Source organism: Ruegeria sp. CDSC002, assembly GCF_059610905.1.
This window is the reverse complement of record NZ_JBXWOM010000001.1, coordinates 527,275-552,196: the sequence shown is the minus strand read 5'-3', so window position 1 is coordinate 552,196 and position 24,922 is coordinate 527,275. Positions and strand designations below refer to the sequence as shown.

Below are 24,922 nucleotides of genomic sequence, written 5' to 3'. Positions count from 1 at the left end.
CAAATTCAGAATGATCCCGATTAGTTCCGGGCAAAAACAACGAACAGGGCAGTCAATCATGACCGATCAGGACCCTCGATATATCAGTGTCACTCCGATGAAGAACGAAGGCCCGTTCGTGCTAGAGTGGGTGGCCCATAACCGTGCGATTGGTATCGACCAGATGGTCGTGATGACCAATGACTGCACCGATGGTACCGATGCCTTGCTGCAACGGTTGGATGAAAAGGGCATTCTGATCCACGTCGACAACAACTCGCGTCGCAAGACCAGTCCTCAAAAACGGGCCTATAGGACTTTTCTGAAGATGGAAGTCGCACGCCCGCAGGATTGGGTCGTGGTGATCGACGCCGACGAACATATCAACGTAAAGACCGGTGATCATACGCTGCGGGCTTTGTCCGATGCCATTCCGGACGCCAAGACGATCTCAATGACGTGGCGGTTGTTCGGAAACGCAGGCGTTGTGCGGTATGAAGACCGGTTTTTGTCGGATCAGTTCCGACAGGCTGCCCGTGAACAGACTTACCGGCCGCCGCAGGCATGGGGCTTCAAGACCATGTTTCAGCGGGAGATTTGGGATGGGTTGGGTGTTCACCGCCCCAAAAAGCCGACCGTTGAAACCATCGAAGAATGTCATTGGTACAACGGATCAGGCCAACTGATGCCTGAACGATACTATGAAAAAAGCTGGCGATCGGCCCGTGACTCGGTCGGGTATGAGTTCGTGCAGGTCAACCATTACGCACTGAAGTCCTGTGAAAGCTATCTGGTCAAAAAGATGCGCGGTCGGGCCCACCATTTGGGGGAAAGCCTTGGTCTGGAATACTGGAACATGATGAACCAGAACGCCGAGACGAATACCTCGATAGACGTGGTTTTGGATCGCAAACGTGGTTTCTATTACGAAATGCTCTCTGACCCCGAGGTTGCGCGTCTTCATCATGCGTCTTGCGATCTTCACCGCCAACAGATCGCGCAATTGCGTGACCTGCCCGAGATGCAGGACCTCATGCAGCAGATGACGGCAGGTTTCACGGCCAATCAGCAGGCGTAATACGAAACGGTTCGGGGACAGGAGCTGAGAAATGCTTTGGCTGCATATGGGGATGCCCAAAACGGGCACAACTGCCTTGCAGGGGTTTTTGCGCCGAAACCATGCGGTGATGGACGAAATCGACCTGCACTATATGGAAACAGGCCGGCGCAGGCTGGAAGGTAGTAGTCGGCTCGCCATAAGTCACAACATTGTCGCCTTTCACATCAACCAAAGCGCTGATCCGATGGATCCGTTTCGGTCCGCGATGACCACCGAATATGACACCCATGCGGATAAGACCTGTGTTGTCTCTTCCGAGATGTTCTATGGCTGCAATCTGAATCGGCTGGCCGAGGTTTTTGCTGATATCCCCTCGCGTGCGTTGACGATCACTTATTATTGCCGCCGGTATTCCGATTTCTTCGAGGCTGATTACAAACAGCGGGCCAAGGCAGGGCGGCTTTCCAACGGCGGGACAGAGTACATCCGCCAGCAACTTGATCTTATCCGCAATCACCCGGAACGGTTGAGCTTTTCTGCCAAGCTGGCCGAAATCCGCGCTGCCTTTCCCGGCGTCACCGTTGCTCCGCTTTTATACGAACGCGCGGGCATGGTGCGGGGGAATGTCGTCGATGACTTCCTGTCTCGGATCGGTACGCCATTGGCTGAGGAAGTTTCAGCAGGAGCCGTGTCCAACCCGTCGCAATCCCGCGCGGCGAGCGAAGCTTTTGGTGTCATCTCCCGTGCGCTGGGGCGTAAGAAGAGCCGCCAGTTACGCCGGATATTTGTCGATGATCCTGTCATGGTGCGCCGGAATGATGTGCTGGAACCCGATGAGCGCGCTTGGCTAGACGAATTCGTGGCCAAGCAGGATACCGCCTTTCAGGAAGAGTTCTTTCCCGACCGGCCCGAACTGTTCACCCCGACAAAACTAAGCGATGAGGACAAGATGTTTCGCCGGGATACGCCCGAAGAGTATGAGGCTTTGCGTAAAGCCTCTGAGATTGTGTTTCGGTTGGCTTTGGACGTCTGATCGTTATTCCTGAACGGCGATTTCCTGACGCTGTTTTCCGGTCGTCTTGTCAAAAATTAGGATGCGGTTGTCATCGGTCACGACCGCGTACCAGTTGCTGCCGATGGTCACGGCCTGAGCTTTGGCCCCGTCCGGCAGTTCGATTTGATCGGGCAGGGAAGGGGTTCTGTCCGATAGTCGGATGACAATCAGTGCGAATGTCACTAGAACCCCGCCAATCATCACCGCGGTCAGCAACATGACCATGCGCCGCAGCAAGCGAAGCTGAGGTGTTTCCTGCGGTTCTTGGGGTTCGGAAGGGACAGTCATGGGCACCCGCCAGATTGAATTTCAGATCGCGGCCGATCCGCCGCCACGCCTTGATAAGGCGCTTTCGCGGGATGTACCAGCGGATGAAAACCTGTCGCGTACCCGTTTGACCCGTCTGATCGAGAACGGTGAGGTGACAATCGACGGTGTCGAAGTTCGGGACCCAAAGGCCAAGGTGGCCGAAGGTGCCTTGGCGTTGATCTCCGTCGCCGAAGCCGAAGAAAGCCACATCGGTCCAGAAGATATCCCGCTGAACGTCGTCTATGAGGACGCGGACCTGATCGTCATCAACAAACCGGCAGGCATGGTCGTTCACCCTGCGCCGGGCTCGCCCAACGGAACACTGGTCAATGCCTTGCTGCATCATTGCGGTAAGGACCTGTCAGGTGTGGGGGGCGTAAAACGCCCTGGCATCGTGCACCGCATCGACAAAGAGACCAGCGGCTTGCTGGTGGTCGCCAAGTCTGACGCGGCCCACCACGGTCTGGCGGCGCAGTTCGAGGCGCATAGCGTCGAACGCTATTACCGCGCGATTTGCTACGGCGTACCGGATGCGAATGACCCACGTTTGCGCGGCATCAAGGGTGTCAGCTTTGAACCGGGCAATATCATGCGCCTGACCACGCAATTGGCGCGCCACAAAAACGACCGGCAGAAACAAGCGGTTCTGTTCCACGGTGGTCGGCATGCGGTAACTCGGGCGCGGTTGGTCGAGACATTTGGCAACCCGGCAGGCATCGCGCTGATTGAATGTTGGCTGGAAACCGGCCGAACGCACCAGATCCGTGTCCATATGGCCCATGCCGGGCATGGGCTGGTTGGCGATCCGGTGTATGGGGGCAAGCGCAAGCTTGCGGCGAAAGCCTTCAGTGCTGCCGCTGCTGAGGCTGTGCGCAGTTTTCCGCGACAGGCGCTGCATGCCGCAGTTTTAGGCTTTGAGCACCCTGTGACAGGCGAAAATCTTCGGTTTGAGGCCGATTTGCCAAATGATATGGAATTTCTGATTGAACAACTGCGCGCGCCGCTGACATAATACGCAAACATACGTGAGTAACGCGTTCTTAGCTTTCCTTTATCAATCGTTAATTTCAAACTGTTAACGGTACCTCTTGAATGGATCGGGACTTATTCCCATATCCCATGTTAACGAAGTAAACATTTGTCGGAGGGACATGAATCATGGCAAATTACGCAAATCTCCCCGCGCCGACGCCCGAGGGCGGCCTGAACCGCTATATGCAGGAAATTCGCAAATTTCCGCTGCTTGAGCCGGAAGAAGAGTACATGCTCGCCAAGCGTTGGGTCGAAGAGCAAGACACTGAAGCTGCACATAAGATGGTCACGTCGCACCTGCGATTGGCGGCCAAGATCGCTATGGGCTATCGCGGCTATGGCCTGCCACAGGCCGAGGTGATTTCCGAGGCTAACGTGGGCCTTATGCAGGCCGTGAAAAAGTTTGACCCGGAAAAAGGTTTCCGGCTGGCGACCTATGCAATGTGGTGGATTCGTGCCTCGATCCAGGAATACGTTCTTCGGTCGTGGTCGATGGTCAAGTTGGGCACTACATCGGCGCAGAAAAAGCTGTTCTTTAACCTTCGCAAGGCCAAGGCCCGTATTGGTGCGCTGGAAGAAGGCGACCTGCGTCCTGAAAACGTCAAGCGGATCGCTACTGATCTGGGCGTGACCGAAGCTGAAGTCATCAGCATGAACCGCCGGATGTCTGGTGGTGATGCCTCGCTGAACGCGACCGTCGGGTCCGAGGGCGAAGGCACCATGCAATGGCAGGACTGGCTTGAGGACGAAGATGCCGATCAGGCGGGCGATTACGAAGCCCGCGACGAGCTTGACGCCCGCCGCGAGCTTCTGGCGGCTGCGCTGGATGTCCTGAATGACCGGGAAAAGGACATCCTGACTCAGCGCCGTCTGATGGATCAGCCCGTCACGCTGGAAGAGCTCAGCACGCAGTACAATGTCAGCCGCGAGCGCATTCGACAGATAGAGGTTCGTGCCTTCGAGAAGCTGCAGAAAAAGATGCGCGAACTCGCCCGTGAAAAGGGCATGCTGGGTACTGTCTGACCCAATTGGTTCAGCCCGCCACAATGGCGGGCTGATTTTCTTTAGACGAAGATAAAGCTGTCTTCGGTCAGATGTCCGGCCCCAACGCCCGCCAGGACAATACTGTCCCCGTCACCTAGATCGATCGTGGTCTGGAAGAAGCCACCCGATATATCATCTTCGATATCTTCGAACCCGGCGATGCCTTCGTAGCCGGACAAGTCAATCTTGTCCTTGCCGACCCGGAAGTCGACGATCCAATCATCGCCATCCCCGTTTTCAATGACAAACATGTCTTTGCCACGTCCACCGAACATGATGTCATCATCGGCTCCACCGTCGATCACATCGGCCCCTCTGCCGCCGAATATCGTATCTTCGCCTTCATCACCGCGCAGAATGTCTTTGCCACGACCGCCAAAGATCACGTCGTGTCCAGCGCCTCCAAGCGCGACATCATTGCCTCGGCCAGTATTGATGACATCATTTCCGCCACCACCATGAACGAAGTCCTGACCGCGCCCGGTAAAGTAGAACTCGTCCGAGTCGTCGCCGAGGATGAAATCGGTGTTCTTCTGACCCAGAATGTCCGTAACCGATACAGGCAGAAGGACTCCGTTTAGGGCGTGAATGATCCCGTTTGTGGCTTCAATATCGGTTTGGATGATACCCGGATCGGCGATGCCGTCATCCGCATCGCCCAGACTTGGTGGGGCGCTTTGAAGGTTCAATTCAACTGACGAACCCTGCAACGTTTCGATCTGCGCGCCGTCGCCCAAGCCGGCAACGGCAGCCAGGTCGAATTCCCCGTTCACCACGTGGTATTTCAGAACCTCTGTCAGCAGGGGGATGGGATCCCCTCCGCCCAACAGAGTCAGCGCCTTGACGATGTGCCCCAACGCGCCTGCTTCGTCCGAACCTGCATAGCCCAATGCCTGGGCAAGTCCGATAAAGGCGGCGTCGGTCGGGGCGAATACAGTAAGGCTGGCCTCGGGGTCATCCAGTACCCCAGCAAGGCCGGCGGCAACAACGGCCTCGCGCAGGATGTCAAAATCTCCGTTGTTGTCATCGAACGAGCCGACGGCTCCGCTCATCAACACGGTTCCGGTAATTGTCTCTGTCGGTGTTGGCATGTCTGGCAATCTCCCACCCAGTTGGTCACAACATCAATCCCGGGTGCTTTGAACGGACAATGCCGACTACCCGGTGACATAGTTGCTACGGCGCAGACAATGAAACGGATCAAGAAATTCTCAGGTTTGCGTGCGTTAATGGGCGGAAAACACCACGAACCCCCTGACTTTAAAGCGATTCCCTGATAGAGACGGCACAAGCTAACAAAGGATGAGGCGGCGGTATGCAGCAACCTGTTCAATGGGGCGTTCTGGGCGCCGCAAAATTCGCACGACAGTTCATGTCGCCGGCAATTCACGCGGCGGACGGGGCCCGGTTGGCAGGTCTTGCCACGTCGGACGCAGCCAAGGCTGAGCCGTTCCAGCAGTACTGCCCTGATCTGACGGTTTATGGCAGCTATGACGCCCTTTTGGCGGATCCCAAAATCGACGCGGTCTATATCCCGCTGCCCAACCACCTGCATGTCGAATGGAGCCTCAAGGCACTGGATGCCGGCAAGCATGTTCTGTGTGAAAAGCCCATGGCCATGTCCGCGCCCGAGTTTGAAGCGCTGATCGAAAAGAGGGATCAGACCTGTTTGCTGGCGGCCGAAGCGTACATGATCGTGCACCACCCGCAGTGGCAATTCGTACGGCAACTGATCGCGGATGGGGCGATCGGAAAGCTTGTGCATGTGACCGGCGCGTTCAGTTTTGACAACCGCGCGGACACCGGCAACATCCGAAACCGGGCCGAAACCGGTGGCGGTGGGCTGCGCGATATCGGCGTCTACGTGATTGGAAGCGCCCGGTTCGCCACTGGGCAAGAACCAGTTTCGGTGCAATCCGCGATCCGCTGGGAAGATGGCATTGATGCCTTCACCGAGATACGCGCGCAATTCCCCGATTTTACCTATTCAAGCTACGTCTCGATCCGGATGCACCCGCATCAGGAAATGGTGTTCCATGGCGAGGGTGGCGTGATCCGCCTGACCGCGCCTTTCAATGCGCGTGTTTTTGGTGAGGCACGGGTGGAACTGCATCGTCCGGGTCTTGAGGTTCAGGTCACGCGGTTCCCGGGCGACGATCACTACAAGCTTCAGGTCGAGGCGTTTTGCCAATCAGTCCGCGACGGGTCTGATTACCCATGCCCGTTGGAATTCTCGCGCGGAACGCAGGCAATGATTGACAGGGTGTTTGAGGGCGCGGTCGCCCTCTGACTTGCCACGCAGCGCTCGGCTGGACTAATCTGGCTGTCACCTGATCAGGAGGGAGACCATGGCAGGCGGTTGGGCGCGTGATGGCGCGGTGAGCGAACAGATTGAAGCGTCCATTACGGACGAACTGGCCCGGATGCAGGCGCAAAAGCGGCCTGTCGGGGAAAGCCGGACCCATTGCGCCGAATGTGAAGAGCCGATTCCAGAAAAGCGGCGAGCTGCCATTCCCGGTGTTAAACTCTGCCTGGATTGCCAGCAGGATCGGGACGGGGCCTTCAAGGGCCGTTCCGGCATCAATCGGCGCGGTTCTAAAGACAGTCAGTTGAAGTAAGCGGGGCACAAGGATGCCCGACACCAAAGAGAAGCAGCCACTCTTGCAAAACGGGCTGGTTCTTGGGTTTCTTGCGGCTTTCCTGTGGGGCACGCACAGCGTCATAGTCCGCTACCTGACCAGCGATCTGGGAGGGCTGCAAATTGCGGTAACGCGCCTGTTCATCGCAGCCATCGCCATCTATTGCATGCTGCGCGTGATGCGGGTCGCTGTTTCAATCCGGTTGAATGATTGGAACTTTCGGCTGGCCGTTCTGTCCACTGTGGTCAACTACATCCTGTTCCACATCGGGCTTGAACATACCGGTGCAGCCAATGCCATGGTTCTTGAGAACACGGCGCCATTCTTTGTGCTGATCTTCTTGTATTTCTTTGCCGACACGCCCGTTACGCGCTCAGACGTACTTGCCACGGGATTGGCGATTTTCGGCGTGTTCCTAACGGTTTATCAGGATTTCCAAGGCGGTGGAGAGCCCCTGTTCGGAGACTTGCTTGAAATCGGAGCAGGCCTAAGCTGGGCGGTTTTCCTAATCTCGAGCAGCCGGGCGATGCGAAATTCTGAAACGACCGGAGAACGTCTGAACTTCCTATTTGGGATATTCTTGTGCTCGGGTGTGCTTTTGGTCCCACTGGCCGCATTTTCACTGCAAATACCAACGGCCAACGATGTCGTGTTCCTGATTTTGTTGGGGGTGCTACCAACCGCTTTGGCCTACTACCTCTGGTACGAGGCCGCCGCGCGGGTTTCGACGTTGACTGCGACCTTGATGTTCGCCGCATCCGTGGTGTTTACGTTCATCAACTCAGCCCTGTTTCTGGGGGCCGCAATCACGCCGGTCGCGGCCCTAGGGGCTGTGTTGATTGTGGTCGCCATTTTCCTGACGACCAAAAGCCAGAAGTGACTAGTTTTCCATCGCTTCCAGCTCGTCGATAAAGCCGGAAATCATCGACAGACCCTTGTCCCAGAATTTGGGATCGCTTGCATCCAATCCGAACGGTGCCAGCAGTTCCTTGTGGTGTTTGGACCCACCAGCGCGCAACATTTCGAAATACTTGTCTTCGAACCCGTCCGCACCGCTTTCGTAGACCGAGTATAGCGCGTTCACCAAACCGTCACCGAACGCATAGGCGTAGACGTAGAACGGTGAATGGACGAAGTGCGGGATATAAGCCCAGAAGGTCTCGTACCCATCCATGAATTCAAATGCGGGCCCAAGGCTTTCGGCCTGAACGCTCATCCACAAAGCGTTGATGTCATCCGGGGTCAGCTCGCCCTCGCGTCGGGCCGCATGCAGCTTGCATTCAAAGTCGTAAAAGGCGATCTGACGTACGACCGTGTTAATCATATCCTCGACCTTACCGGCCAGCAGCACCTTGCGTTGTTCCGGGGTTTCGGCCTTGTCCAACATCTTGCGGAAGGTCAGCATTTCACCAAAGACCGAAGCCGTTTCTGCCAACGTCAGTGGGGTCGAAGACAGCATCTCGCCCTGATCGGCCGCCAGTACCTGGTGGACGCCGTGCCCCAGCTCATGCGCCAGTGTCATCACGTCGCGCGGTTTGCCGAGGTAGTTGAGCATCACATAGGGGTGAACCTCGGTGACGGTTGGGTGCGCAAATGCGCCCGGAGCTTTACCGGGCTTCACGGCCGCGTCGATCCAACCCTTCGAGAAAAACGGAGCCGCGATTTCACCCATTCGGGGATCGAAGGCAGTGTAGGCGTCCATGACCGTCTTCTCTGCTTCGTCCCAATCAACGATGCGCGTGTCTTCCATCGGCAGGGGTGCGTTGCGGTCCCAAACCTGCATTTTGTCCAGGCCCAGCCATTTGCGTTTCAGCTCGTAGTAGCGATGGCTGAGCTTGGGGTAGGCGGCCACAACCGCCTCGCGCAGAGCCTCAACGACCTCGGGTTCCACGTCATTGGACAGGTGGCGACCGGTTTGCGCGGTCGGCATGTTGCGCCAGCGATCTACGATTTCCTTTTCCTTGGCCTGTGTGTTGTGGACACGAGCGAAGGTTTTGACGTTGTCCTGAAACACAGCGGCCAACTCACGCGCAGCTGCTTCGCGTTTGGCGCGGTCCTGCTCTGTCAGAAAGTTCAGGGTGCCTTCAATGTTTAGCTCTTCGCCATCTACGGTGAAAGTCAGCCCGGCAATGGTTTCGTCAAAAAGACGCTCCCACGCGTCGCCAACTACGCCGAGGTCGTGCAGGAATTTCTCAAGCTCGTCAGATAGTTGGTAGGGTTTCATCGCGCGGATTCGGCGGAAGACAGGCTCGTACCGCGCCAGATCGGCATTCACATCGAAATGCGCCTTCAGGACATCATCGTCGATGCGGTTGATCTCAAGCGTGAAGAACACCAGCGGGGTGGTGAAGATGGTGATCTTTTCCTGCATGTCGGACAGGAACTTGGCACGCTCGGCATCTGTGGTCAGCTGATAGTAGCGCAGGCCGGCAAACGACATGATGCGACCGGCGATTGAATTGATCTTCTCATTGCGCTCGACGCAGGTCAGCAGACCTGCAGCATCCAGATCAGCCAGCTTACCCTCGTAGTCTTCGGCAAACGAGGCGCATTCCTTTTCCAACCAGTCCAGATCGCGGGACAGTTCGGGCGCGTCCTCTGAGGTGTAGAGATCGGTCAGATCCCATTCCGGCAGGTTGCCCAGATTGCCGGCACCTCCGGCAGCATTTACGTCTCGGACGGGAAAGGGAAGGTCGCGCATGGATCACCTCGATAATAGCTTTCGCCAACATCTAGGCGCGCGAGACGGGGATCACAAGCGGTGCGTGATCAGACTTCGGAAGACAGAACCGGTTCCGGCACCGCGTCAGTTTGCGCGGCTTTGAAATGAGCGGCCAACTGGTCAAAGACCGGCCCGCGCACGTCGGGCGCTTCCATCAGAACTTCGTGCTCGCCATCCGGGATTTCGACCAAAGTGCCACTCGGCCAGTTCGCCATGCGGGCGCGGATAGCCTTGCGATCGACAATCTGTTCATGGCTGCCCAGAAAGGTAAGACACGGCGTATCCGGTGCGGTCTGGTCCATCAACCATACGCATTCATCCAACGCTTCGCGCAGCCAGATTGTCGAAGGCGCGCCAAGCGCCAGCTCGGGCTGTGCAGCCAGTTGATCTTTCATCATCTGGAACATGTCCGGATCGCGGGTCAGTACATTACCCTCGAACGGTTGGGAGGCCACATAGCTTTCCAAGGATGTGGTCGGTGGTGTTTTTTCCCCCAACCCGATCCTAGGCCCCCAATAGGCTGTCAGACGGCTGAGCGGTTTCATGATCGGGGTAAAGAAAATGCCCCACATCGGCCCGGTAAAGGCACAGGCGGCAAAGCAGTTCTTTTCCAAAGCCGCGCGCATACCAATAGCCCCGCCCATGGAATGTCCGATCACGAACCAAGGCTTCGGCAGGTTCAGTTCGGTTGCCAGGTCCAGCGTGGCCTGAACGTCCTGTTGATAGTCCGTGAACTGCTCGACATGCCCGACGCGCGGGTCATCCAGTAACCGGTCGGCCAGGCCCTGGCCGCGCCAGTCGACAGCCAGAAACGCAAAGCCGCGATCCGTAAACTCGGCCGCGCAATTGCCGTACTTTTCGATATATTCGGTGCGGCCGGGAAACATCATTACCGTGCCGCAGGTATCGCCTTCGGGCAGCCAGTGGCCCACCCGAATGCGTGTGTTGTCCGCTGTGTTCAGCCAATGAGCCTGACCACCGGCGGGGACGCCGGCCATGTCTGCAAAGAAAGGGGCCGGCGACAGGTCCATCAGGCCAGTGCCGATGCCAGTTGCATGGCAACGCCCATGTCACCGTCCACGGTCAGCTTGCCTGACATGAACGCGCCGGTGGGGTTCAATTCACCGCTGAGTATTTGTTCGAACGTATCCGCATCGGCGTTCATGGTGACGTCTGTTTCCTCGTCACTGACGCGCGCGCCGCTTGCGTCCAGAACAATTGAGCCCAGATCTGCGATGGCAAATTTTGCCGACGCGGTAAAATCGCCGCCCGACAGTTTTTCGTTCAACGCGGCTGCCGCTTTTTCCAGAGTGTCGCTCATGATTCTCCTCACTATGTTTGTGCGCCGGGAATGGACATCCGCGGGCGCAGCGCTACACTGAACGTTGTTATGAGCATTGCAAGCACCAATCTCAAAGGTATCGTCGCGGCAACAGCGCTTCTAGTCACGTTTTCCATTCCTTCTTTCGCCCAAACGGCGGATTTAAAGGATGAGGAACAACTATTGCTGCAACTGTCGGAGGCAACGCCCGAACAGGCGATGAACATAGATCGTCAGCTCAAGGCGCTGTGGGCACAGTCTGGCTCGGCCTCGGCGGATCTGTTGCTTGAGCGCGGGCGCGAGGCGCTGGAGGACGGCGACTCGCTGGCCGCGATCCAGCATCTGACTGCGCTGACTGATCACGCGCCGCAATTCGCCGAAGCCTGGCACGTGCGGGCATCGGCCTTTTTCGGGATCGAACGTTTCGGTATGGCTGCGGCTGATCTGGAATACGCCCTGACGCTGAACCCGAACAACTATGAGGCCATCTACGGATTGGGACTGATTTTTGAGATCGTCGATCGACCCGACAAAGCGCTGGACGCTTATGAGCGTGCTTTAGCTATACATCCCCATCACGAAGAAGTAACCAATGCCGTGAATCGACTGAAGCCCCGGGTCGAGGGCTCGGCCCTCTAACAAGCTGGGGCAGGGGGCAAAGGTGAGCGGGTCATCCCGAATCGTGGCCGTACTGGGCCCGACCAACACAGGCAAAACCCATTACGCGATTGAGCGGATGCTGGGGCACCGGACAGGTGTGATCGGCTTGCCGCTGCGTCTGCTGGCGCGCGAGGTCTATGACAAGATCGTCGCGATCCGCGGGCCGTCGGTCGTTGCCCTTGTAACGGGTGAAGAGCGGATCGTTCCGCCGCGTGCTAAATACTGGGTCTGCACTGTTGAGGCGATGCCCGAAGGTATGGGCGCAGATTTCGTAGCCATCGACGAAATCCAGCTGTGTGCAGATCCCGAGCGTGGTCATGTTTTCACCGACCGTCTGCTGCGTTCGCGCGGAACGAACGAGACGCTGTTTCTGGGCTCTGACACTTTGCGCGGTCCGATCGCGGCACTGGTGCCCGAAGTGCAGTTCATTCGCCGTGAACGAATGTCTCAGCTGGTTTATTCCGGCTCGAAAAAGATAAGCCGCATGCCCGCACGTAGTGCCATTGTCGGGTTTTCGATCGATAACGTCTACGCCATTGCCGAGCTGCTGCGCCGCCAAAAGGGCGGGGCGGCCGTCGTTATGGGCGCGCTCAGCCCGCGCACCCGGAATGCGCAGGTCGAGCTGTATCAGAACGGTGAGGTGGACTACCTCGTTGCAACTGACGCCATTGGGATGGGTTTGAATCTTGATGTGAACCACGTGGCGTTTTCGTCGCTGACCAAATTCGACGGTCGTAGGATGCGCCACCTGGCCCCCAATGAACTGGCCCAGATCGCAGGCCGGGCAGGGCGCGGGATGTCCGATGGTACATTTGGCGTGACGGGTGAGGCCCCTCCGCTGGACGACGGGGTCGCGCAGGCGATCATGGACAGCCGGTTCACGCCGATGAAAAAGCTGAATTGGCGGAATGCCGCTTTGCGGTTTGGCTCGGTTGAGGCCCTCATCGACTCGTTGGAAGTCAGCCCGGACAGCGAACATCTGATCAAGGCCCGACCCGCAGACGACCTGAACGCTCTGAAATCGCTGTCTCAGGAGGCCGAGGTCATCGCCCGCGCCAGCGATGGGCCGTCCGTCCGATTGCTGTGGGATGTGTGTCGAATCCCCGATTTTCGCGGTATCAGCCACGCAGAACACGCCAGCCTGCTTGAGGTGATCTATGGTCATCTGCATGAACGCGGCGCTATCCCTGACGAGTTCATGGCGCGGCAAATCCGCCGCATCGACAAAACAGATGGGGATATTGATGCACTGTCCAAAAGGTTGGCATATATTCGCACCTGGACATATGTTGCGCAACGAAACGGATGGGTGCGTGACGAATCACATTGGCGCGCGGAAACGCGCATTGTAGAAGACAGGCTGTCGGACGCTCTGCATGATCGTTTGACTCAGAGATTTGTGGACCGGCGCACGTCAGTGTTGTTGCGCCGGCTCAAACAGAAGGAGGCCCTTTTGGCCGAAGTAAATGACAAGGGTGAAGTGACCGTCGAAGGAGAATTCGTCGGTCGTCTGGAAGGGTTCCGGTTTACCCCGGACAAAAGCGCACAGGGAACCGAGGCGAAAGCTTTGAAATCGGCCTCTCTGCAAGCACTCGCACCGCAATTCCATCTGCGTGCAGACCGCTTCTACAACGCGCCCGATACCGAAATTGATTTTACCGATCAGGGTGGCCTGATGTGGGGTGAGTATGCTGTTGGCAAGTTGGTTGCCGGGGCAGAACCCCTCAGGCCGATGGTCGAGGTTTTTGTGGATGAGGCCGCAGGCCCGGATGTCGAACAGAAAGTGCAGCGCCGTCTGCAACATTTCATCGACCGAAAGGTTGCCGCCCTGTTCGAGCCGCTGCTGAACCTGTCGCGCGACGACGAGTTGTCAGGTCTGGCCAAAGGGTTCGCCTTCCGCATGGTTGAAGGGCTAGGCGTTCTGCCCCGCGCAGGTGTCGCGCAAGAGGTCAAAGATCTGGATCAGGACGCCCGTGGTGCCCTGCGCAAGCACGGCATCCGGTTTGGTCAGTTCACAATCTTCATGCCGCTGCTGCTTAAACCCGCGCCGACGCGTCTGCGTCTGGTTCTTTGGGCGCTGGCCGGTGGATTGCAGGAATTCCCTGACGCGCCGCCTCCGGGTCTGGTCACTGTTCCGGTCGCCAAAGGTGCGCCTGAGGGCTACGATACCATGTGCGGTTATCGCGATGCCGGTGAGCGTTCGATCCGCATCGACATGCTGGAACGTCTGGCAGACATGCTGCGTGCCGAAGACAGCCGAGGTGGTTTCGAGGCCAAGCCCGATATGTTGTCGATCACCGGCATGACGCTTGAGCAGTTCGCGGATCTGATGCAAGGGCTGGGCTATAAGGCCGAGCGCGGTGAGCGTGAAAAGGTGAAAGCCGCACCGGTCGAAGCCGAAAAGCCCGCGACTGACGTGACGGAACAGCCTGCTGCCGAAGAAACCCCGGCGCCCGAGGCAGAAGCCGAAGAGGTCGTTGCGACCGCCGAGGCGCCAGCCGAGGCCACCGAAAGCACCGAGGCGGTAGCCGAGGCTCCAGCAAGCGAACCCGCCTCAGACGAGACCGAAGTTGAGGTGTTCTACACTTTCACCTGGGGTCGTCAGCGTCCAGCCAATCGCGCTCCGCGTCGTGAACAGCGGCAAGGGCAGGGGCCGGGCAAAGGCAAGCCGCGCGGCAAACCGCAGGATGGTCGCGGCAAGCCGCAAGGCAAGAAGGGTGGCAAACCGCAAGGTGGCAAGACCTTCTCGTCGCGTCCGCCCAAGAAGGAAAAGGCGATCGATCCGGATAACCCGTTTGCAGCAGCGCTTATGGGTTTGAAGGACGGCAACTGATCTGCGATGGCCGAGGCCAAGCTGCGGATCGACAAGTGGTTGTGGCAGGCGCGGTTCTTCAAGACCCGCAGCCTGGCCGCCAAACAGGTCAGCGGCGGTCATGTCCGATTGAACGGAAACCGGGTTCTGAAGCCGGCACAGTCCATTGGGCCCGGTGACGTTCTGACCTTCCCCCAAGGCCGTATCGTGCGCGTAGTACGCGTCGAAGCACTGGGGGAAAGGCGTGGCCCGGCGTCCGAGGCACAAACGTTATACTTCGATATGACGGAAAAGAAGGACGTGCCTCCTAAGAATCCGGGATTTGAGGGAAAGGGTCGTCCAACAAAGAAAGATAGGCGCGCGCTTGATCTTTCTCGCCCCCGGGATGGTTGATCCTACCTTGAAGAGAAGACCAGACTGAATTAGCTAGACGCCCAAACCGAGAATGGGAATCCCACAATGACCTATGTCGTCACCGAAAACTGCATTGGCTGCAAATACACCGACTGCGTCGAAGTGTGTCCGGTGGATTGTTTTTACGAAGGTGAGAACACATTAGTCATTCACCCCGACGAATGCATCGACTGCGGTGTGTGTGAACCTGAATGCCCTGCGGACGCCATTCGTCCCGACACTGAGCCTGGAATGGAACAGTGGGTCGAGTTCAACCGAAAATTCTCGGAACAGTGGCCGGTTATCGTGACCAAGAAAGACCCCTTGCCTGAAGCGGAAGAGCGTGACGGCGAAGAGGGCAAAATGGAGAAGTATTTCTCCGAAGCACCCGGCGAAGGCGGTTAAGCGATTCGGTAACTGAACCGGGTGGTTTGAATAGCGGTCTTCTGCTGTATCGCTTTGAAAAGTCTGGGGTTTCTTCACCATTGTGGGAGCCGGACTTTCGGGCGTCGCAATTTTGTGATATACTCAGAAACTGAATGATGAATGAGATGGGGATGACTCCGTAAGTATGTACGCTTTGGAGTTCTGATTTTTTGACAAACTTACCGCCTGACTGGGCCAGATGTTGGCACGGTTTGGGGTCTTTTGTTGTCTCTGCCTCTCTCTCGTAACCAAGGATGAACCTGTATGTCTAAGTCGAAAAAGCTTGAGTTCCGCCCGAACGATTATGTTGTCTACCCCGCCCATGGTGTGGGCCAGATCATCTCGATCGAAGAGCAGGAAGTCGCGGGATACTCGCTCGAGCTGTTCGTCATTTCTTTTGAAAAAGACAAGATGACCCTGCGGGTGCCGACCAACAAGGTTACCGAATCCGGCTTGCGGTCCCTCAGCTCACCTGACGTTATCAGCCAGGCGATGAGAACCCTGAAGGGTAAGGCCAAGGTGAAACGTGCGATGTGGTCGCGCCGGGCGCAGGAATATGAACAAAAGATCAATTCCGGTGATCTGATCTCGATCGCCGAGGTTGTGCGCGATCTGCACCGCACTGATGACCAGCGCGAGCAGAGCTATTCTGAACGTCAGCTGTACGAAGCCGCGCTGGAACGCCTGACCCGCGAAGTCGCGGCTGTGTCCGGCGCAGGTGAAGTATCGGCGGCCAAGCAGATTGATGAGGTTCTGACCTCGCGCGCGGCCGCGGCTGCCTGATCGCTTCTCCAGTCAATTTTCTGGCCGCTCCCGAAAGGGGGCGGCTTTTTCGCGTTGATGGCTTGGTGAAAGCTCAGTTTATGGCTAATTTTCCAGCAAGAAGAGGCGCGTAGACAGTGAACCTAAAACAGACAGTTAAATATCTATATATCGGCCACGACCCCATTTCCGTCTGGTTTCGCTATGGCTTAATCCTGTTTGATGCGATCACCATCGTTTTCTTTGTCGCCACGGCAAATGGCGAACACGGCACGGGATTCACCGTTGCCAGCCTGATCATTGGGTTCTTCATTGTGCTGGATTTCTCGGCGCGGATGTGGATTTCGAAGGATCGTTGGAAGCTGCTGCGTCAAGTCTACACGATGGCCGACATTGTTGTGATCGTCTCGCTGTTTCTTGATCTGTTTCTACCTTGGAATCTGGCGTTCCTGCGTATCTTACGAGCGCTACGCCTGATCCATTCCTATCACCTGCTAAGGGATCTGCGGCGGGACAGCGATTTTTTCCGGACGCATGAGGACGCAGTGATCGCGGCGATCAACCTATTGGTGTTCGTGTTCGCCACGTCCACCGCTGTTCTGGTGTTCTTCATCCCAGAAAACAGCCCGCACGCCTATATCGATGCGCTTTACTTCACTATGGCAACCCTGACGACCACCGGATTCGGAGACATCACGTTGGCGACCCCGGGGGGGAAACTGTTTTCGGTCTTCATCATGATCGTCGGGGTGGCGTTGTTTGTCCGGTTGGCGCAGGCGATTTTCATGCCGCAGAAAGTGCGTCACAAATGCTCAAACTGTGGCCTGTATCGTCACGATCCAGACGCAGTTCACTGCAAGCATTGCGGCGAAACCCTGAGGATCGAAACAGGCGGGACGACTTAGATCGCTGCAACCAATGCCAAAAGGAACGCAAGCTCTGCCAGTTGCTGCGAGGTGCCCAGAACATCGCCCGTTTGCCCTTTGATTTTGGTCTTGGCGACGAGTGCCAGGATTACAACAATCAGCGCGGAAAATACCGTTGCCATCAGTGTGCTTGGTCCAATCAGCAGCAGCGATAAGATGACTGCAAGGCCAAAGCCTGTCGCCGCAGTCTCGGCCTTTGGGCCGCCGACCGAATGGCTCAACCCGCTGTTTCTGGCGTTGGGTAAAGCTGCCATGAGGATGGGCATGACTGCGCGTGAGACGATGCACGCCGCCAGAATACCCGCAAATGCGTTGGCCGACAGAAGCGCCGCGATCAGCGCGACGCGCAGCAGTTGGGTAAAGATTAGAGTTAGAACGCCGTAAGCACCAATATGGCTGTCCTTCATGATTTCCAGGCGGCGTTCGGTGGTGAACCCGCCCCAAAATCCGTCAACCGTGTCCGCAAGCCCGTCTTCATGCATCGCGCCAGTGGCGATCACCAGCACCGCCACAAGTATTACGGCGCTGGCGAATGCAGGTAGGCCGAATGCACCGGCCGTCCAACCGACGGCACAGGCCAACGCCCCGACGACCAGTCCCACCAAGGGAAAAGCCCAGGCCGCATTGGCCTGCCGCGCAAACAGGTATTCCGGCAGGCGCGGCAACGGCAGACGCGTCAACAGGACCAGCGACAGCGGAAAATCCCACGCGGAAAACAGTTTGGTGTCGTTTTTGTTCACTCCCGCGCCTTTCGGGGTCTTGTTGGATCGGACGCTTCGGTTAAACACACAGGACCACTCTGATGCAACGAGGCTTTGGATGCTGCCGGAATTAAAAGACCTGAATACCCTTCGCGAGGCCCTGAGTAACGCTCCGGGACCGGATGGCAATGCGCTGCAAGGTGCTGCTGAGCGTAACGGACAACTGACTAAACCTCCCGGCGCATTGGGCCGGCTTGAGGATTTGGCAATTTGGTATGCGAGCTGGCGTGGGGATGCCCGGCCGCAGATCTCTGCCCCTCAGGTCATCGTATTTGCGGGCAATCATGGCGTCACAGCGCAAGGCGTGTCGGCCTTTCCGCCCGAGGTGACCGTTCAGATGGTCATGAACTTTGAACATGGCGGCGCAGCGATCAATCAGCTGGCCAAAGCGGCGGGCGCGACGATGAATGTGCACGCGCTGGATCTGGATCGACCGACCGCGGATTTCACCGCTGGTCCCGCGATGTCCGAAGAAGAATTGCTTGAGGCCCTGCGCGTGGGCTGGACCGCCGTGGACCACAATGCCGATTTGCTTGTGGTTGGAGAGATGGGCATCGGCAACACGACCCCGGCGGCTGCCATCGCATGCGCTTTGTTCGGTGGCGACGCCGCAGACTGGACTGGGCGTGGCACTGGGGTAGACGATGCCGGTTTGGCCAACAAAACGCGCGTCGTGGCCGAAGGCATCGCCTTGCATGGCGGGTCGGGTGACGGGCTGGAAATCCTGCGCCGTCTGGGCGGGCGTGAAATAGCGGCCATGGCCGGGGCCATCGCCGCTGCGCGTGCCTTGCGTATCCCGGTTATTCTTGACGGCTTTATCTGCTCGGCGGCTGCGGCCTGTCTGGCAAACATGTCCGAGGGCGCATTGGATCACACGATTGCAGGCCACCAAAGTGCAGAAGGCGCGCACGCAGCGGTGTTGGCCAAGCTGGGCAAAGAGCCATTGTTGAGCCTTGGATTGCGTTTGGGCGAAGGCTCGGGCGGGGCGCTGGCGATCAACATACTTAAATGCGCGGTCGCGTGTCATTCCGGCATGGCGACATTTGCCGAAGCGGGTGTTTCGGACGGCTGATCAAACCGCCTGATCCGGCAGGGCCGGGTCAGGCTGATTTCTTTGCGTGTTTCTCGGCCAGTTCCAGCAGCTCGGTTTCCAGGTCTTTTTCAAGCTGCCGCGCCCGTTCGATGTATTTCTTGTTGTCACCGGTAGGCATACCGGGGATCCACAATTCTGCCAGATCACGCACAGAGGCGCGGTCGTGGTGATAGAATGTCTGCTCGGCCTGAGCCGCTTCGTATTCGCTCAGACCTACGTTTTCCAGGACATAGCGACCTGCCCGTAGTGATCCGTCGAACATCTCGCGGACAATGTCATTCGCTCCGGCCTGATACAATTGGTAGACATGGGTACGATCACGTGCGCGGGCCACAATGTGCAAATCCGGTCGCTGACGCCGGGCAAAGCCGACCAAACGTGTGACTTGCTTGGGGTCATCCATCGCGGCGACCAGAACAGAAGCTTTTTCAAGCCCGGCGGCACGCAGCAGTTCTGGCCGCGTGGGGTCACCCAAAAACCCCTTGACGCCGAACCGTCGCATCAACTGGATTGTCTCGATATCATGGTCCAGTACGACGGTCTTGAACCCGCTCGCGCGGACCAATCGGTTCACGATCTGACCAAAGCGCCCAATGCCAGCGATGATGACCGGGCCTTTTTCGTCGATTTCATCGGGCTCGGCCTCGGGGACGCCATCACCCATACGGCGCGACAGCAGATCGAAGATGATGAACAGCAGCGGGGTGATCAGCATTGTAAGGGCAATAATCATCAACAGTTTTTGCGATAAATCAGGTGGGATGACGTTTTGTTGCGTTGAAAAGGCCAACAGCACAAAGCCGAATTCGCCTGCCTGCGCCAAACCCAATGTGAACAACCAGTGATCCCGACCGCGCAGCCGGAACGCGCGACCGACCAGATACAGGATGATCCCTTTAGCCAGTATGACCAGTAGTGCCAGACCGATCAGGTCCAGTGGGTCGTTGAAGAAATAGCCAACGTCAATCCCGGCGCCGACCGTGATAAAGAACAGCCCTAGGAAAAGTCCCTTGAACGGTTCTAGGTCGCTTTCCATTTCGTGCCGGAATTCTGAGCTTGCCAGAACAACACCCGCCAGAAACGCACCCAGAGCTGGGGAGAGCCCGACAAGCGTCATCAGGAAGGAAATGCCCACGACGATCATCAGCGCTAGCGCCGTATACATTTCGCGCAGCCTAGTGGCGTGGATGAACCTGAACAGTGGACGCGTCAGGTAGATGCCAGCCAGAATGACGAAGGCAACTGCGCCGATAGTGACCAGCGTAACGGCCCAGCCGGGCAGGCCCTCGACAAGTGACAAGCTATGATGTCCGGCCTCATGCAGCGCATCCGCGCCACGGTCGATTGAGCCGTCGCTTTCGATATGAGGCATTGCAGGCAACGCCAAAAGCGGCAGCATCGCCAAAATGGGAATGACCGCGATGTCCTGCGTCAGAAGCACTGAGAACGTCGCCCGACCTCCATTTGTCTGCATCAACCCCTTTTCCGACAACGTTTGCAGCACAATCGCTGTGGATGACAGAGATAAGGTTAACCCGACGGCTAGTGCGACCGACCAAGGGTGACTTGCATATATGGCAACTGCGGCGATGACTGCGGTGGACAGCAACACCTGCAGACCGCCCAGTCCAAGAAGCCTGTCGCGCATGTCCCACAAGGCGCGCGGCTCAAGCTCGAGCCCGATCAGAAACAGCATCATGACCACACCGAATTCAGCCACGTGCTGCAGGCTTTCGGTCTCGGCCCCCACAAGCCCGAAGACTGGGCCAATGACAATGCCAGCGGCCAGATAACCAAGAACGGAACCCAACCCCAGACGTGCCGACAAGGGCACTGCTATCACGGCGGCGGCCAGATAGATTGAAGCCTGGTAAAGGAAATCGTCCATGTTTGTCCTCTCGGTCCGGTCAGGTGGGCAATGGCGCGTCGCGTTTGAGTTGGTCCATCACGATCTGGCTGTGCACCCGTGCCACTGCAGGATGCGGCAGTATCACCTGGTGAAGCAAGCGGTTGAGCGCGGAAAGATCGTCGCAATAGACGTGCAGCAGGTAATCTGCCTCTCCGGTCATCGTCCAGGCGCTGGTGATCTCGGGGCGGGTGTCGACCATGCGGGCAAAACTCGCAGATTGTTCCGGGCCATGTGTGCCCAAATGCACCTGAATGAACCCTTGGACCTGCAGGCCAAGTTTTAGGGGATCCAGCCGTGCCGCATATCCGGTGATATAGCCTTCGGCCTCAAGCCGCTGACGGCGGCGCCCGGCCTGGCTTGGTGACAGGTTCAGCATTTCACCCAATTGATGCGCGGTTAGATGTGCGTCCTTTTGCAGGGCAGACAACAGCCGCGTATCGGTGGAATCCAGCATATGCGGAGTTTCTCCAATTTTACCTAAATTCGTGCGTGATTTACGCATATGTTTGTAGTTTACACAAAAACTATGCGCAGAAACAGCGCCTGGTAAGGCGTATTTTGGAATCAGCAAAGAAATTCCTGTTTTTACGGAGACGCGCCATGGGTCCTTTCCCGCACAACGCCCCGAAATCTGTCATCAGCCCTGAAAATCCAGCCGGAACCGATGGGTTTGAATTTGTCGAATTCGCCCACCCCGAGCCGCAGGAACTGCGCGATCTTTTCGCCAAAATGGGGTTCGAGTTGGTCGGACACCACACGGACAAGCCCCTGGTTGAGCTGTGGCAGCAGGGGGACGTGACCTACATCCTGAATGCCGACCCGGAAAGCTTTGCCGCTAAGTTCGTGGCAGAACACGGCCCCTGCGCCCCTGCGATGGGATGGCGTGTCGTGGACGCGCAGAAAGCCTATGAACACGCGGTGTCAAAAGGGGCTGAGCCTTATGACGCGGCAGACAGGACCATGAATGCCCCAGCGATCAAGGGTATTGGCGGTTCGCTGATCTATTTCATCGATCAGTATTATGAAACATCGCCTTACAATCAGGAATTCACCTGGGACAAACAGTCCAAACCGCGCGGCGACGGGTTCTATTACCTCGATCACCTGACGCACAACGTCTACAAGGGCAACATGGATAAGTGGTTCAAATTCTACGAGAGCCTGTTTAACTTCCGCGAAATCCGCTTTTTTGACATTCAGGGTAAATTCACTGGCCTGTTTAGCCGTGCGCTGACATCGCCCTGTGGTCGTATCCGTATTCCGATCAACGAAGACCGGGGCGAAACCGGGCAGATCGTATCATATCTCAAGAAGTATAAAGGTGAGGGTATTCAGCATATCGCGGTGGGAAGTGAGGATATCTACGCCTCGACCGACGCAATTGCGGAAAAGGGCCTGAAGTTTATGCCGGGTCCGAACCAGGCCTATTACGACATGTCTAAGGAACGTGTCGTGGATCATGATGAACCTCTGGACCGGATGATCAAGCACGGCATCCTGATTGACGGCGAGGGTGTGCTGGACGGTGGCGAGACCCGGATCTTGCTGCAAATCTTCTCGAAAACCGTGATCGGCCCGATCTTTTTTGAGTTCATTCAGCGCAAGGGCGATGATGGGTTTGGTGAAGGGAACTTTAAGGCTCTGTTCGAATCCATTGAACGCGAGCAGATTGAAAGCGGTGAAATTTCAGCTGCTTAACGGCGTAAGGTAATTCACTAAAGGGCGGTCGGGGATATCCCTCGGCCGCCTTTGTTTTTTGAACCGTCAGCTCCGCGGCATTTTCAGCGTCAGGTTTCTTCCGCGCTTTTGGTAGCGCAATTCGCTGTCGCCAATGGCGATAACACTGCCGCCGTCCAGTCTGTCTCCGACTTTCAGTTTTTTGTACCGACCACTGGGCAACCGGACCAGCGCGCGCCGATTGGCCGGGGTCCCGTAAACCCCAATCAGGTTCAGCTTGCGCAGGTTGAGCGCATTGTCGATAGTCGCCTGCCGCGCCACCGAGGCGGTCGACGGGATCTTCGGCGCCACGGCCTTTGGTTGGAAAGAACCAGCTTCGTCCGAGCTTTGATCGACCGCTGCAGTCGATCCAAGATTGGCGGTGCTTGTGTTTGTACTGGCCGGGCGGGCAAGTCCAGCTGGTCGTGTTTTGGGGCGCGGAACGCGAACGACTGCCAATGCCGTTGGCGTTTCGTCAATCCGGGGGCTGCTTTGAAGGGACTTGGGCCGCAGTTTCGGACGCAGAACCGCCAGTTCTTCGCGTGTGCGTCCACCAAGTTGTTGCCGTTCAAAGCTTTCCAGCAAATTAGCCGGGCGAGGATTCGGGCGTTTCTGCGCCAAGCGGGCTGTAGGATCTTCCTCAATTGGCTCTTGTTCAAACCGAACCGGAACTGCCGGGGGAACCTTGGCGGGCCGGCCAAGGTAAACGATCACCCCGTCGGGATTCAGGGTCCCTTCGGCTGAAGGCGTGACGAGGCCGCGTTCGTCCAGATCAAACTGGACTCCGGCCTGAGCGGGCAGGGCGTTTTGTTCAAACGGCAGGTCAGTTTCAAAGCTACTGACGGGAGGCAGCGCCACTGCGTCCTGCGACAAATCAGTGCTGTCCAGGGATGCCAGATACAGTTCCTCTGGCGACTCCAGGACCGGTTCAGGCAAAGGTTCGGGGGCGAAGATCTCGATGCCTGCTTGTGACGAGATTTCCGCTGGTGCAGGCTCTTGTCCCACCGGTTCGACCGGGGTCGGTGCCACGTTCAGCGCTTCGAGGATTGCAGCATCGGTCGCGCTGAGATCAGCGGCGGTTTCTTCGACAGGTTCGATTTGCGGTTCTTCCTCTGGCGCGGTTGCGACCGCCTCGGGTTCGAATTCAAGCTCCGGATCGCCGTCAACCTCCCGTGTCTCGGCGATCTGCTCGTCAGATGCGAGGTTTGGCACAGTTTCTTCAATCGAAACCGTCTCAGCCACTGAGGATTCGGTGTCGTCAGATCCAGTCAACGACCACACGGTTAGGGCAATACCAGCAACAAGAGCCGCCGCCGCGGCTGGAACGGCGTAGCGGTTGATTGGGGGTGTGGCTTTCGTTTTGCCAGCAATATTCGCGTGGGGCGCTGAACGAAACTCCGTCGGGGTCTCAGTATCAGCGATCGCGTGAATGGTAGGGCCATCATCTTCTTGGGCAGGTTCTTCACCCTCAGCGGGTTCCACTGCTGCAGTCGCATCGGGCGCGGAAGGAACCTCCGTTTGGTCTTGGGTTTCAGCGATCGCCCGATCGGCAGCAGCTTCATTTTCTTTTGCGGATTCTTCTACTTCAACCGTTTCTACTGCGCGGGTCGTGTCGGGGGCTGAAGGAAACTCTGTCGGGGTCTCGGAATCTGCAATCGTGTCTGCGATTGGGCCTTCATCAGTTTTGGCAGAATCCTCAACCTCGAACGGTTCCGCAGCAATGACCGTGTCTTGGGTATCGATCTCGAACCGAGGTTCAGACGGATATTCCTGACCCTCGATCGGGGTTGAATACTGCACCGGAACAAACCCGTGCTCGGCGGCAAATGTCCGGGCCTCATCCAGGGTTTGCCTGGCGACAGCAGCAATATGGGTTGTCGGACCGATGGTTGCGGTGTCAAAGGCGAGCTCATCCAGCGCATAGGGAGTTGCCTCGGTCAGTTCCGCTCGCACTTTTTCAGCGCTTTCCTCGAGGCTTAGGCCCTCTGTTGATACGGACAAAAACCGCACCTGATCCGCTGGTATCACCAGCTTGCAGTTCAGGTCGTTTTCAAGGGCAAAGCCCTGATCCCGCAATGCGATGATCTGCGTATTCAGGTCGGGCGCATCCAGAGCAACCTCGCCAATGCAGAACCAGTCACCATCCGAATGGTGGTGCAATGATATTCCGGTCGAAGAAAAAGACAGCGCAAAGGCGGGTTTCATAATCCGGAAAAACCATAGTTGTCAGCATCTGTGCAAACGATCATTCGTCCGCAGAGTGACATTAAAGCAGGATCCCGCCGAGGGAAAGAAAAAGCCGGT

The 24,922-nt window shown here is 57.3% G+C and carries 24 protein-coding genes; 15 read left to right on the top strand and 9 right to left on the bottom strand.

Going from position 1 to position 24,922, the window contains the following annotated elements; genetic code table 11:
* Positions 1 to 58 precede the first annotated feature (58 nt).
* Positions 59 to 1,057, top strand: a complete 999-nt coding sequence (locus AC2FJE_RS02810) for a glycosyltransferase family 2 protein (protein WP_496753657.1) — start codon at positions 59 to 61, stop codon at positions 1,055 to 1,057.
* Between the two features lie 31 nt (positions 1,058 to 1,088).
* The gene (locus AC2FJE_RS02805) at positions 1,089 to 2,072 is read left to right on the top strand and encodes a hypothetical protein (RefSeq protein ID WP_496753659.1); all 984 of its coding nucleotides are present in this window, start codon (positions 1,089 to 1,091) and stop codon (positions 2,070 to 2,072) included.
* A gap of 3 nt (positions 2,073 to 2,075) precedes the next feature.
* Here the strand turns inward: AC2FJE_RS02805 and AC2FJE_RS02800 are convergent, their stop codons facing one another.
* Complete coding sequence (locus tag AC2FJE_RS02800) at positions 2,076 to 2,381, bottom strand: DUF6476 family protein (RefSeq protein WP_496753661.1); 306 nt, start codon at positions 2,379 to 2,381, stop codon at positions 2,076 to 2,078.
* On the opposite strand from AC2FJE_RS02800, the gene AC2FJE_RS02795 reads away from it, so the two are divergent.
* Both AC2FJE_RS02795 and rpoH read left to right on the top strand, forming a co-directional pair.
* Positions 2,380 to 3,414, top strand: coding sequence for an RluA family pseudouridine synthase (locus tag AC2FJE_RS02795; protein WP_496753663.1), 1,035 nt, complete (start codon positions 2,380 to 2,382; stop codon positions 3,412 to 3,414). The genes AC2FJE_RS02800 and AC2FJE_RS02795 overlap by 2 nt on opposite strands.
* Before the next feature lie 146 nt (positions 3,415 to 3,560).
* Positions 3,561 to 4,457 carry an RNA polymerase sigma factor RpoH gene (gene rpoH / locus AC2FJE_RS02790; RefSeq protein ID WP_058273882.1) on the top strand — a complete coding sequence of 299 codons (897 nt, stop codon included), beginning with the start codon at positions 3,561 to 3,563 and terminating at the stop codon, positions 4,455 to 4,457.
* A 41-nt stretch (positions 4,458 to 4,498) separates the two neighbouring features.
* On the opposite strand, the gene AC2FJE_RS02785 is transcribed toward rpoH, so the two are convergent.
* Positions 4,499 to 5,569, bottom strand: a complete 1,071-nt coding sequence (locus AC2FJE_RS02785) for a fasciclin domain-containing protein (RefSeq protein WP_496760610.1) — start codon at positions 5,567 to 5,569, stop codon at positions 4,499 to 4,501.
* 224 nt (positions 5,570 to 5,793) lie between these two features.
* Between AC2FJE_RS02785 and AC2FJE_RS02780 the strand changes: the two genes are divergently transcribed.
* Genes AC2FJE_RS02780 through AC2FJE_RS02770 form a run of 3 tightly spaced genes read left to right on the top strand, consistent with a single transcriptional unit; the run spans position 5,794 to position 7,997 of the window.
* Entirely contained in the window at positions 5,794 to 6,768 is a 975-nt protein-coding gene (locus AC2FJE_RS02780; RefSeq protein ID WP_496753666.1) for a Gfo/Idh/MocA family protein, read from the top strand.
* A gap of 58 nt (positions 6,769 to 6,826) precedes the next feature.
* The gene (locus AC2FJE_RS02775) at positions 6,827 to 7,096 is read left to right on the top strand and encodes a DksA/TraR family C4-type zinc finger protein (RefSeq protein ID WP_108858884.1); all 270 of its coding nucleotides are present in this window, start codon (positions 6,827 to 6,829) and stop codon (positions 7,094 to 7,096) included.
* Between the two features lie 13 nt (positions 7,097 to 7,109).
* Positions 7,110 to 7,997, top strand: a complete 888-nt coding sequence (locus AC2FJE_RS02770; protein WP_496753668.1) for a DMT family transporter — start codon at positions 7,110 to 7,112, stop codon at positions 7,995 to 7,997.
* Here AC2FJE_RS02770 and AC2FJE_RS02765 read toward each other — a convergent pair whose 3' ends face one another.
* From AC2FJE_RS02765 to AC2FJE_RS02755, 3 genes are all read right to left on the bottom strand, one after another.
* Positions 7,998 to 9,818 (bottom strand): M3 family oligoendopeptidase, encoded by a 1,821-nt coding sequence (locus tag AC2FJE_RS02765; RefSeq protein ID WP_496753670.1) that lies wholly within the window; start codon positions 9,816 to 9,818, stop codon positions 7,998 to 8,000.
* 68 nt (positions 9,819 to 9,886) lie between these two features.
* Positions 9,887 to 10,870 (bottom strand): alpha/beta fold hydrolase, encoded by a 984-nt coding sequence (locus tag AC2FJE_RS02760; protein WP_108858881.1) that lies wholly within the window; start codon positions 10,868 to 10,870, stop codon positions 9,887 to 9,889.
* Complete coding sequence (locus AC2FJE_RS02755; protein WP_058273875.1) at positions 10,870 to 11,160, bottom strand: SCP2 sterol-binding domain-containing protein; 291 nt, start codon at positions 11,158 to 11,160, stop codon at positions 10,870 to 10,872. Before AC2FJE_RS02755 ends, AC2FJE_RS02760 begins: the two co-directional genes overlap by 1 nt.
* A gap of 69 nt (positions 11,161 to 11,229) precedes the next feature.
* Between AC2FJE_RS02755 and AC2FJE_RS02750 the strand changes: the two genes are divergently transcribed.
* The 6 genes from AC2FJE_RS02750 (at position 11,230) to AC2FJE_RS02725 (ending at position 17,118) form a co-directional block, all read left to right on the top strand.
* Positions 11,230 to 11,799, top strand: a complete 570-nt coding sequence (locus AC2FJE_RS02750; protein WP_282168524.1) for a tetratricopeptide repeat protein — start codon at positions 11,230 to 11,232, stop codon at positions 11,797 to 11,799.
* A 22-nt stretch (positions 11,800 to 11,821) separates the two neighbouring features.
* Positions 11,822 to 14,653: a helicase-related protein gene (locus AC2FJE_RS02745; protein ID WP_496760609.1), complete on the top strand. Its 2,832-nt coding sequence runs from the start codon at positions 11,822 to 11,824 to the stop codon at positions 14,651 to 14,653.
* Between the two features lie 6 nt (positions 14,654 to 14,659).
* Complete coding sequence (locus AC2FJE_RS02740; protein WP_496753674.1) at positions 14,660 to 15,025, top strand: RNA-binding S4 domain-containing protein; 366 nt, start codon at positions 14,660 to 14,662, stop codon at positions 15,023 to 15,025.
* A 66-nt stretch (positions 15,026 to 15,091) separates the two neighbouring features.
* Entirely contained in the window at positions 15,092 to 15,430 is a 339-nt protein-coding gene (gene fdxA / locus AC2FJE_RS02735) for a ferredoxin FdxA (RefSeq protein ID WP_058273871.1), read from the top strand.
* A 285-nt stretch (positions 15,431 to 15,715) separates the two neighbouring features.
* A complete protein-coding gene (locus tag AC2FJE_RS02730) occupies positions 15,716 to 16,234 on the top strand; it encodes a CarD family transcriptional regulator (RefSeq protein WP_058277666.1) in 519 nt (172 codons plus the stop codon).
* A gap of 116 nt (positions 16,235 to 16,350) precedes the next feature.
* Complete coding sequence (locus AC2FJE_RS02725) at positions 16,351 to 17,118, top strand: potassium channel family protein (RefSeq protein ID WP_058277667.1); 768 nt, start codon at positions 16,351 to 16,353, stop codon at positions 17,116 to 17,118.
* Here the strand turns inward: AC2FJE_RS02725 and cobS are convergent.
* A complete protein-coding gene (gene cobS, locus AC2FJE_RS02720; protein WP_496695104.1) occupies positions 17,115 to 17,879 on the bottom strand; it encodes an adenosylcobinamide-GDP ribazoletransferase in 765 nt (254 codons plus the stop codon). The two genes, AC2FJE_RS02725 and cobS, sit on opposite strands and share 4 nt — an antisense overlap.
* Positions 17,880 to 17,958: 79 nt before the next feature.
* Here cobS and cobT point away from each other — a divergent pair, with 79 nt between their 5' ends.
* Positions 17,959 to 18,972, top strand: a complete 1,014-nt coding sequence (gene cobT / locus AC2FJE_RS02715) for a nicotinate-nucleotide--dimethylbenzimidazole phosphoribosyltransferase (protein ID WP_282150975.1) — start codon at positions 17,959 to 17,961, stop codon at positions 18,970 to 18,972.
* Positions 18,973 to 19,000: 28 nt separating this feature from the next.
* Here cobT and AC2FJE_RS02710 read toward each other — a convergent pair whose 3' ends face one another.
* Positions 19,001 to 20,881 carry a monovalent cation:proton antiporter-2 (CPA2) family protein gene (locus tag AC2FJE_RS02710; RefSeq protein ID WP_496760608.1) on the bottom strand — a complete coding sequence of 627 codons (1,881 nt, stop codon included), beginning with the start codon at positions 20,879 to 20,881 and terminating at the stop codon, positions 19,001 to 19,003.
* A gap of 19 nt (positions 20,882 to 20,900) precedes the next feature.
* Positions 20,901 to 21,356: an Lrp/AsnC family transcriptional regulator gene (locus tag AC2FJE_RS02705; protein ID WP_058273865.1), complete on the bottom strand. Its 456-nt coding sequence runs from the start codon at positions 21,354 to 21,356 to the stop codon at positions 20,901 to 20,903.
* Between the two features lie 146 nt (positions 21,357 to 21,502).
* Here AC2FJE_RS02705 and hppD point away from each other — a divergent pair, with 146 nt between their 5' ends.
* A complete protein-coding gene (hppD, locus tag AC2FJE_RS02700) occupies positions 21,503 to 22,600 on the top strand; it encodes a 4-hydroxyphenylpyruvate dioxygenase (RefSeq protein ID WP_282150977.1) in 1,098 nt (365 codons plus the stop codon).
* A 66-nt stretch (positions 22,601 to 22,666) separates the two neighbouring features.
* Here hppD and AC2FJE_RS02695 read toward each other — a convergent pair whose 3' ends face one another.
* Positions 22,667 to 24,823 (bottom strand): hypothetical protein, encoded by a 2,157-nt coding sequence (locus tag AC2FJE_RS02695; protein ID WP_496760605.1) that lies wholly within the window; start codon positions 24,821 to 24,823, stop codon positions 22,667 to 22,669.
* Between the last annotated feature and the right edge of the window lie 99 nt (positions 24,824 to 24,922).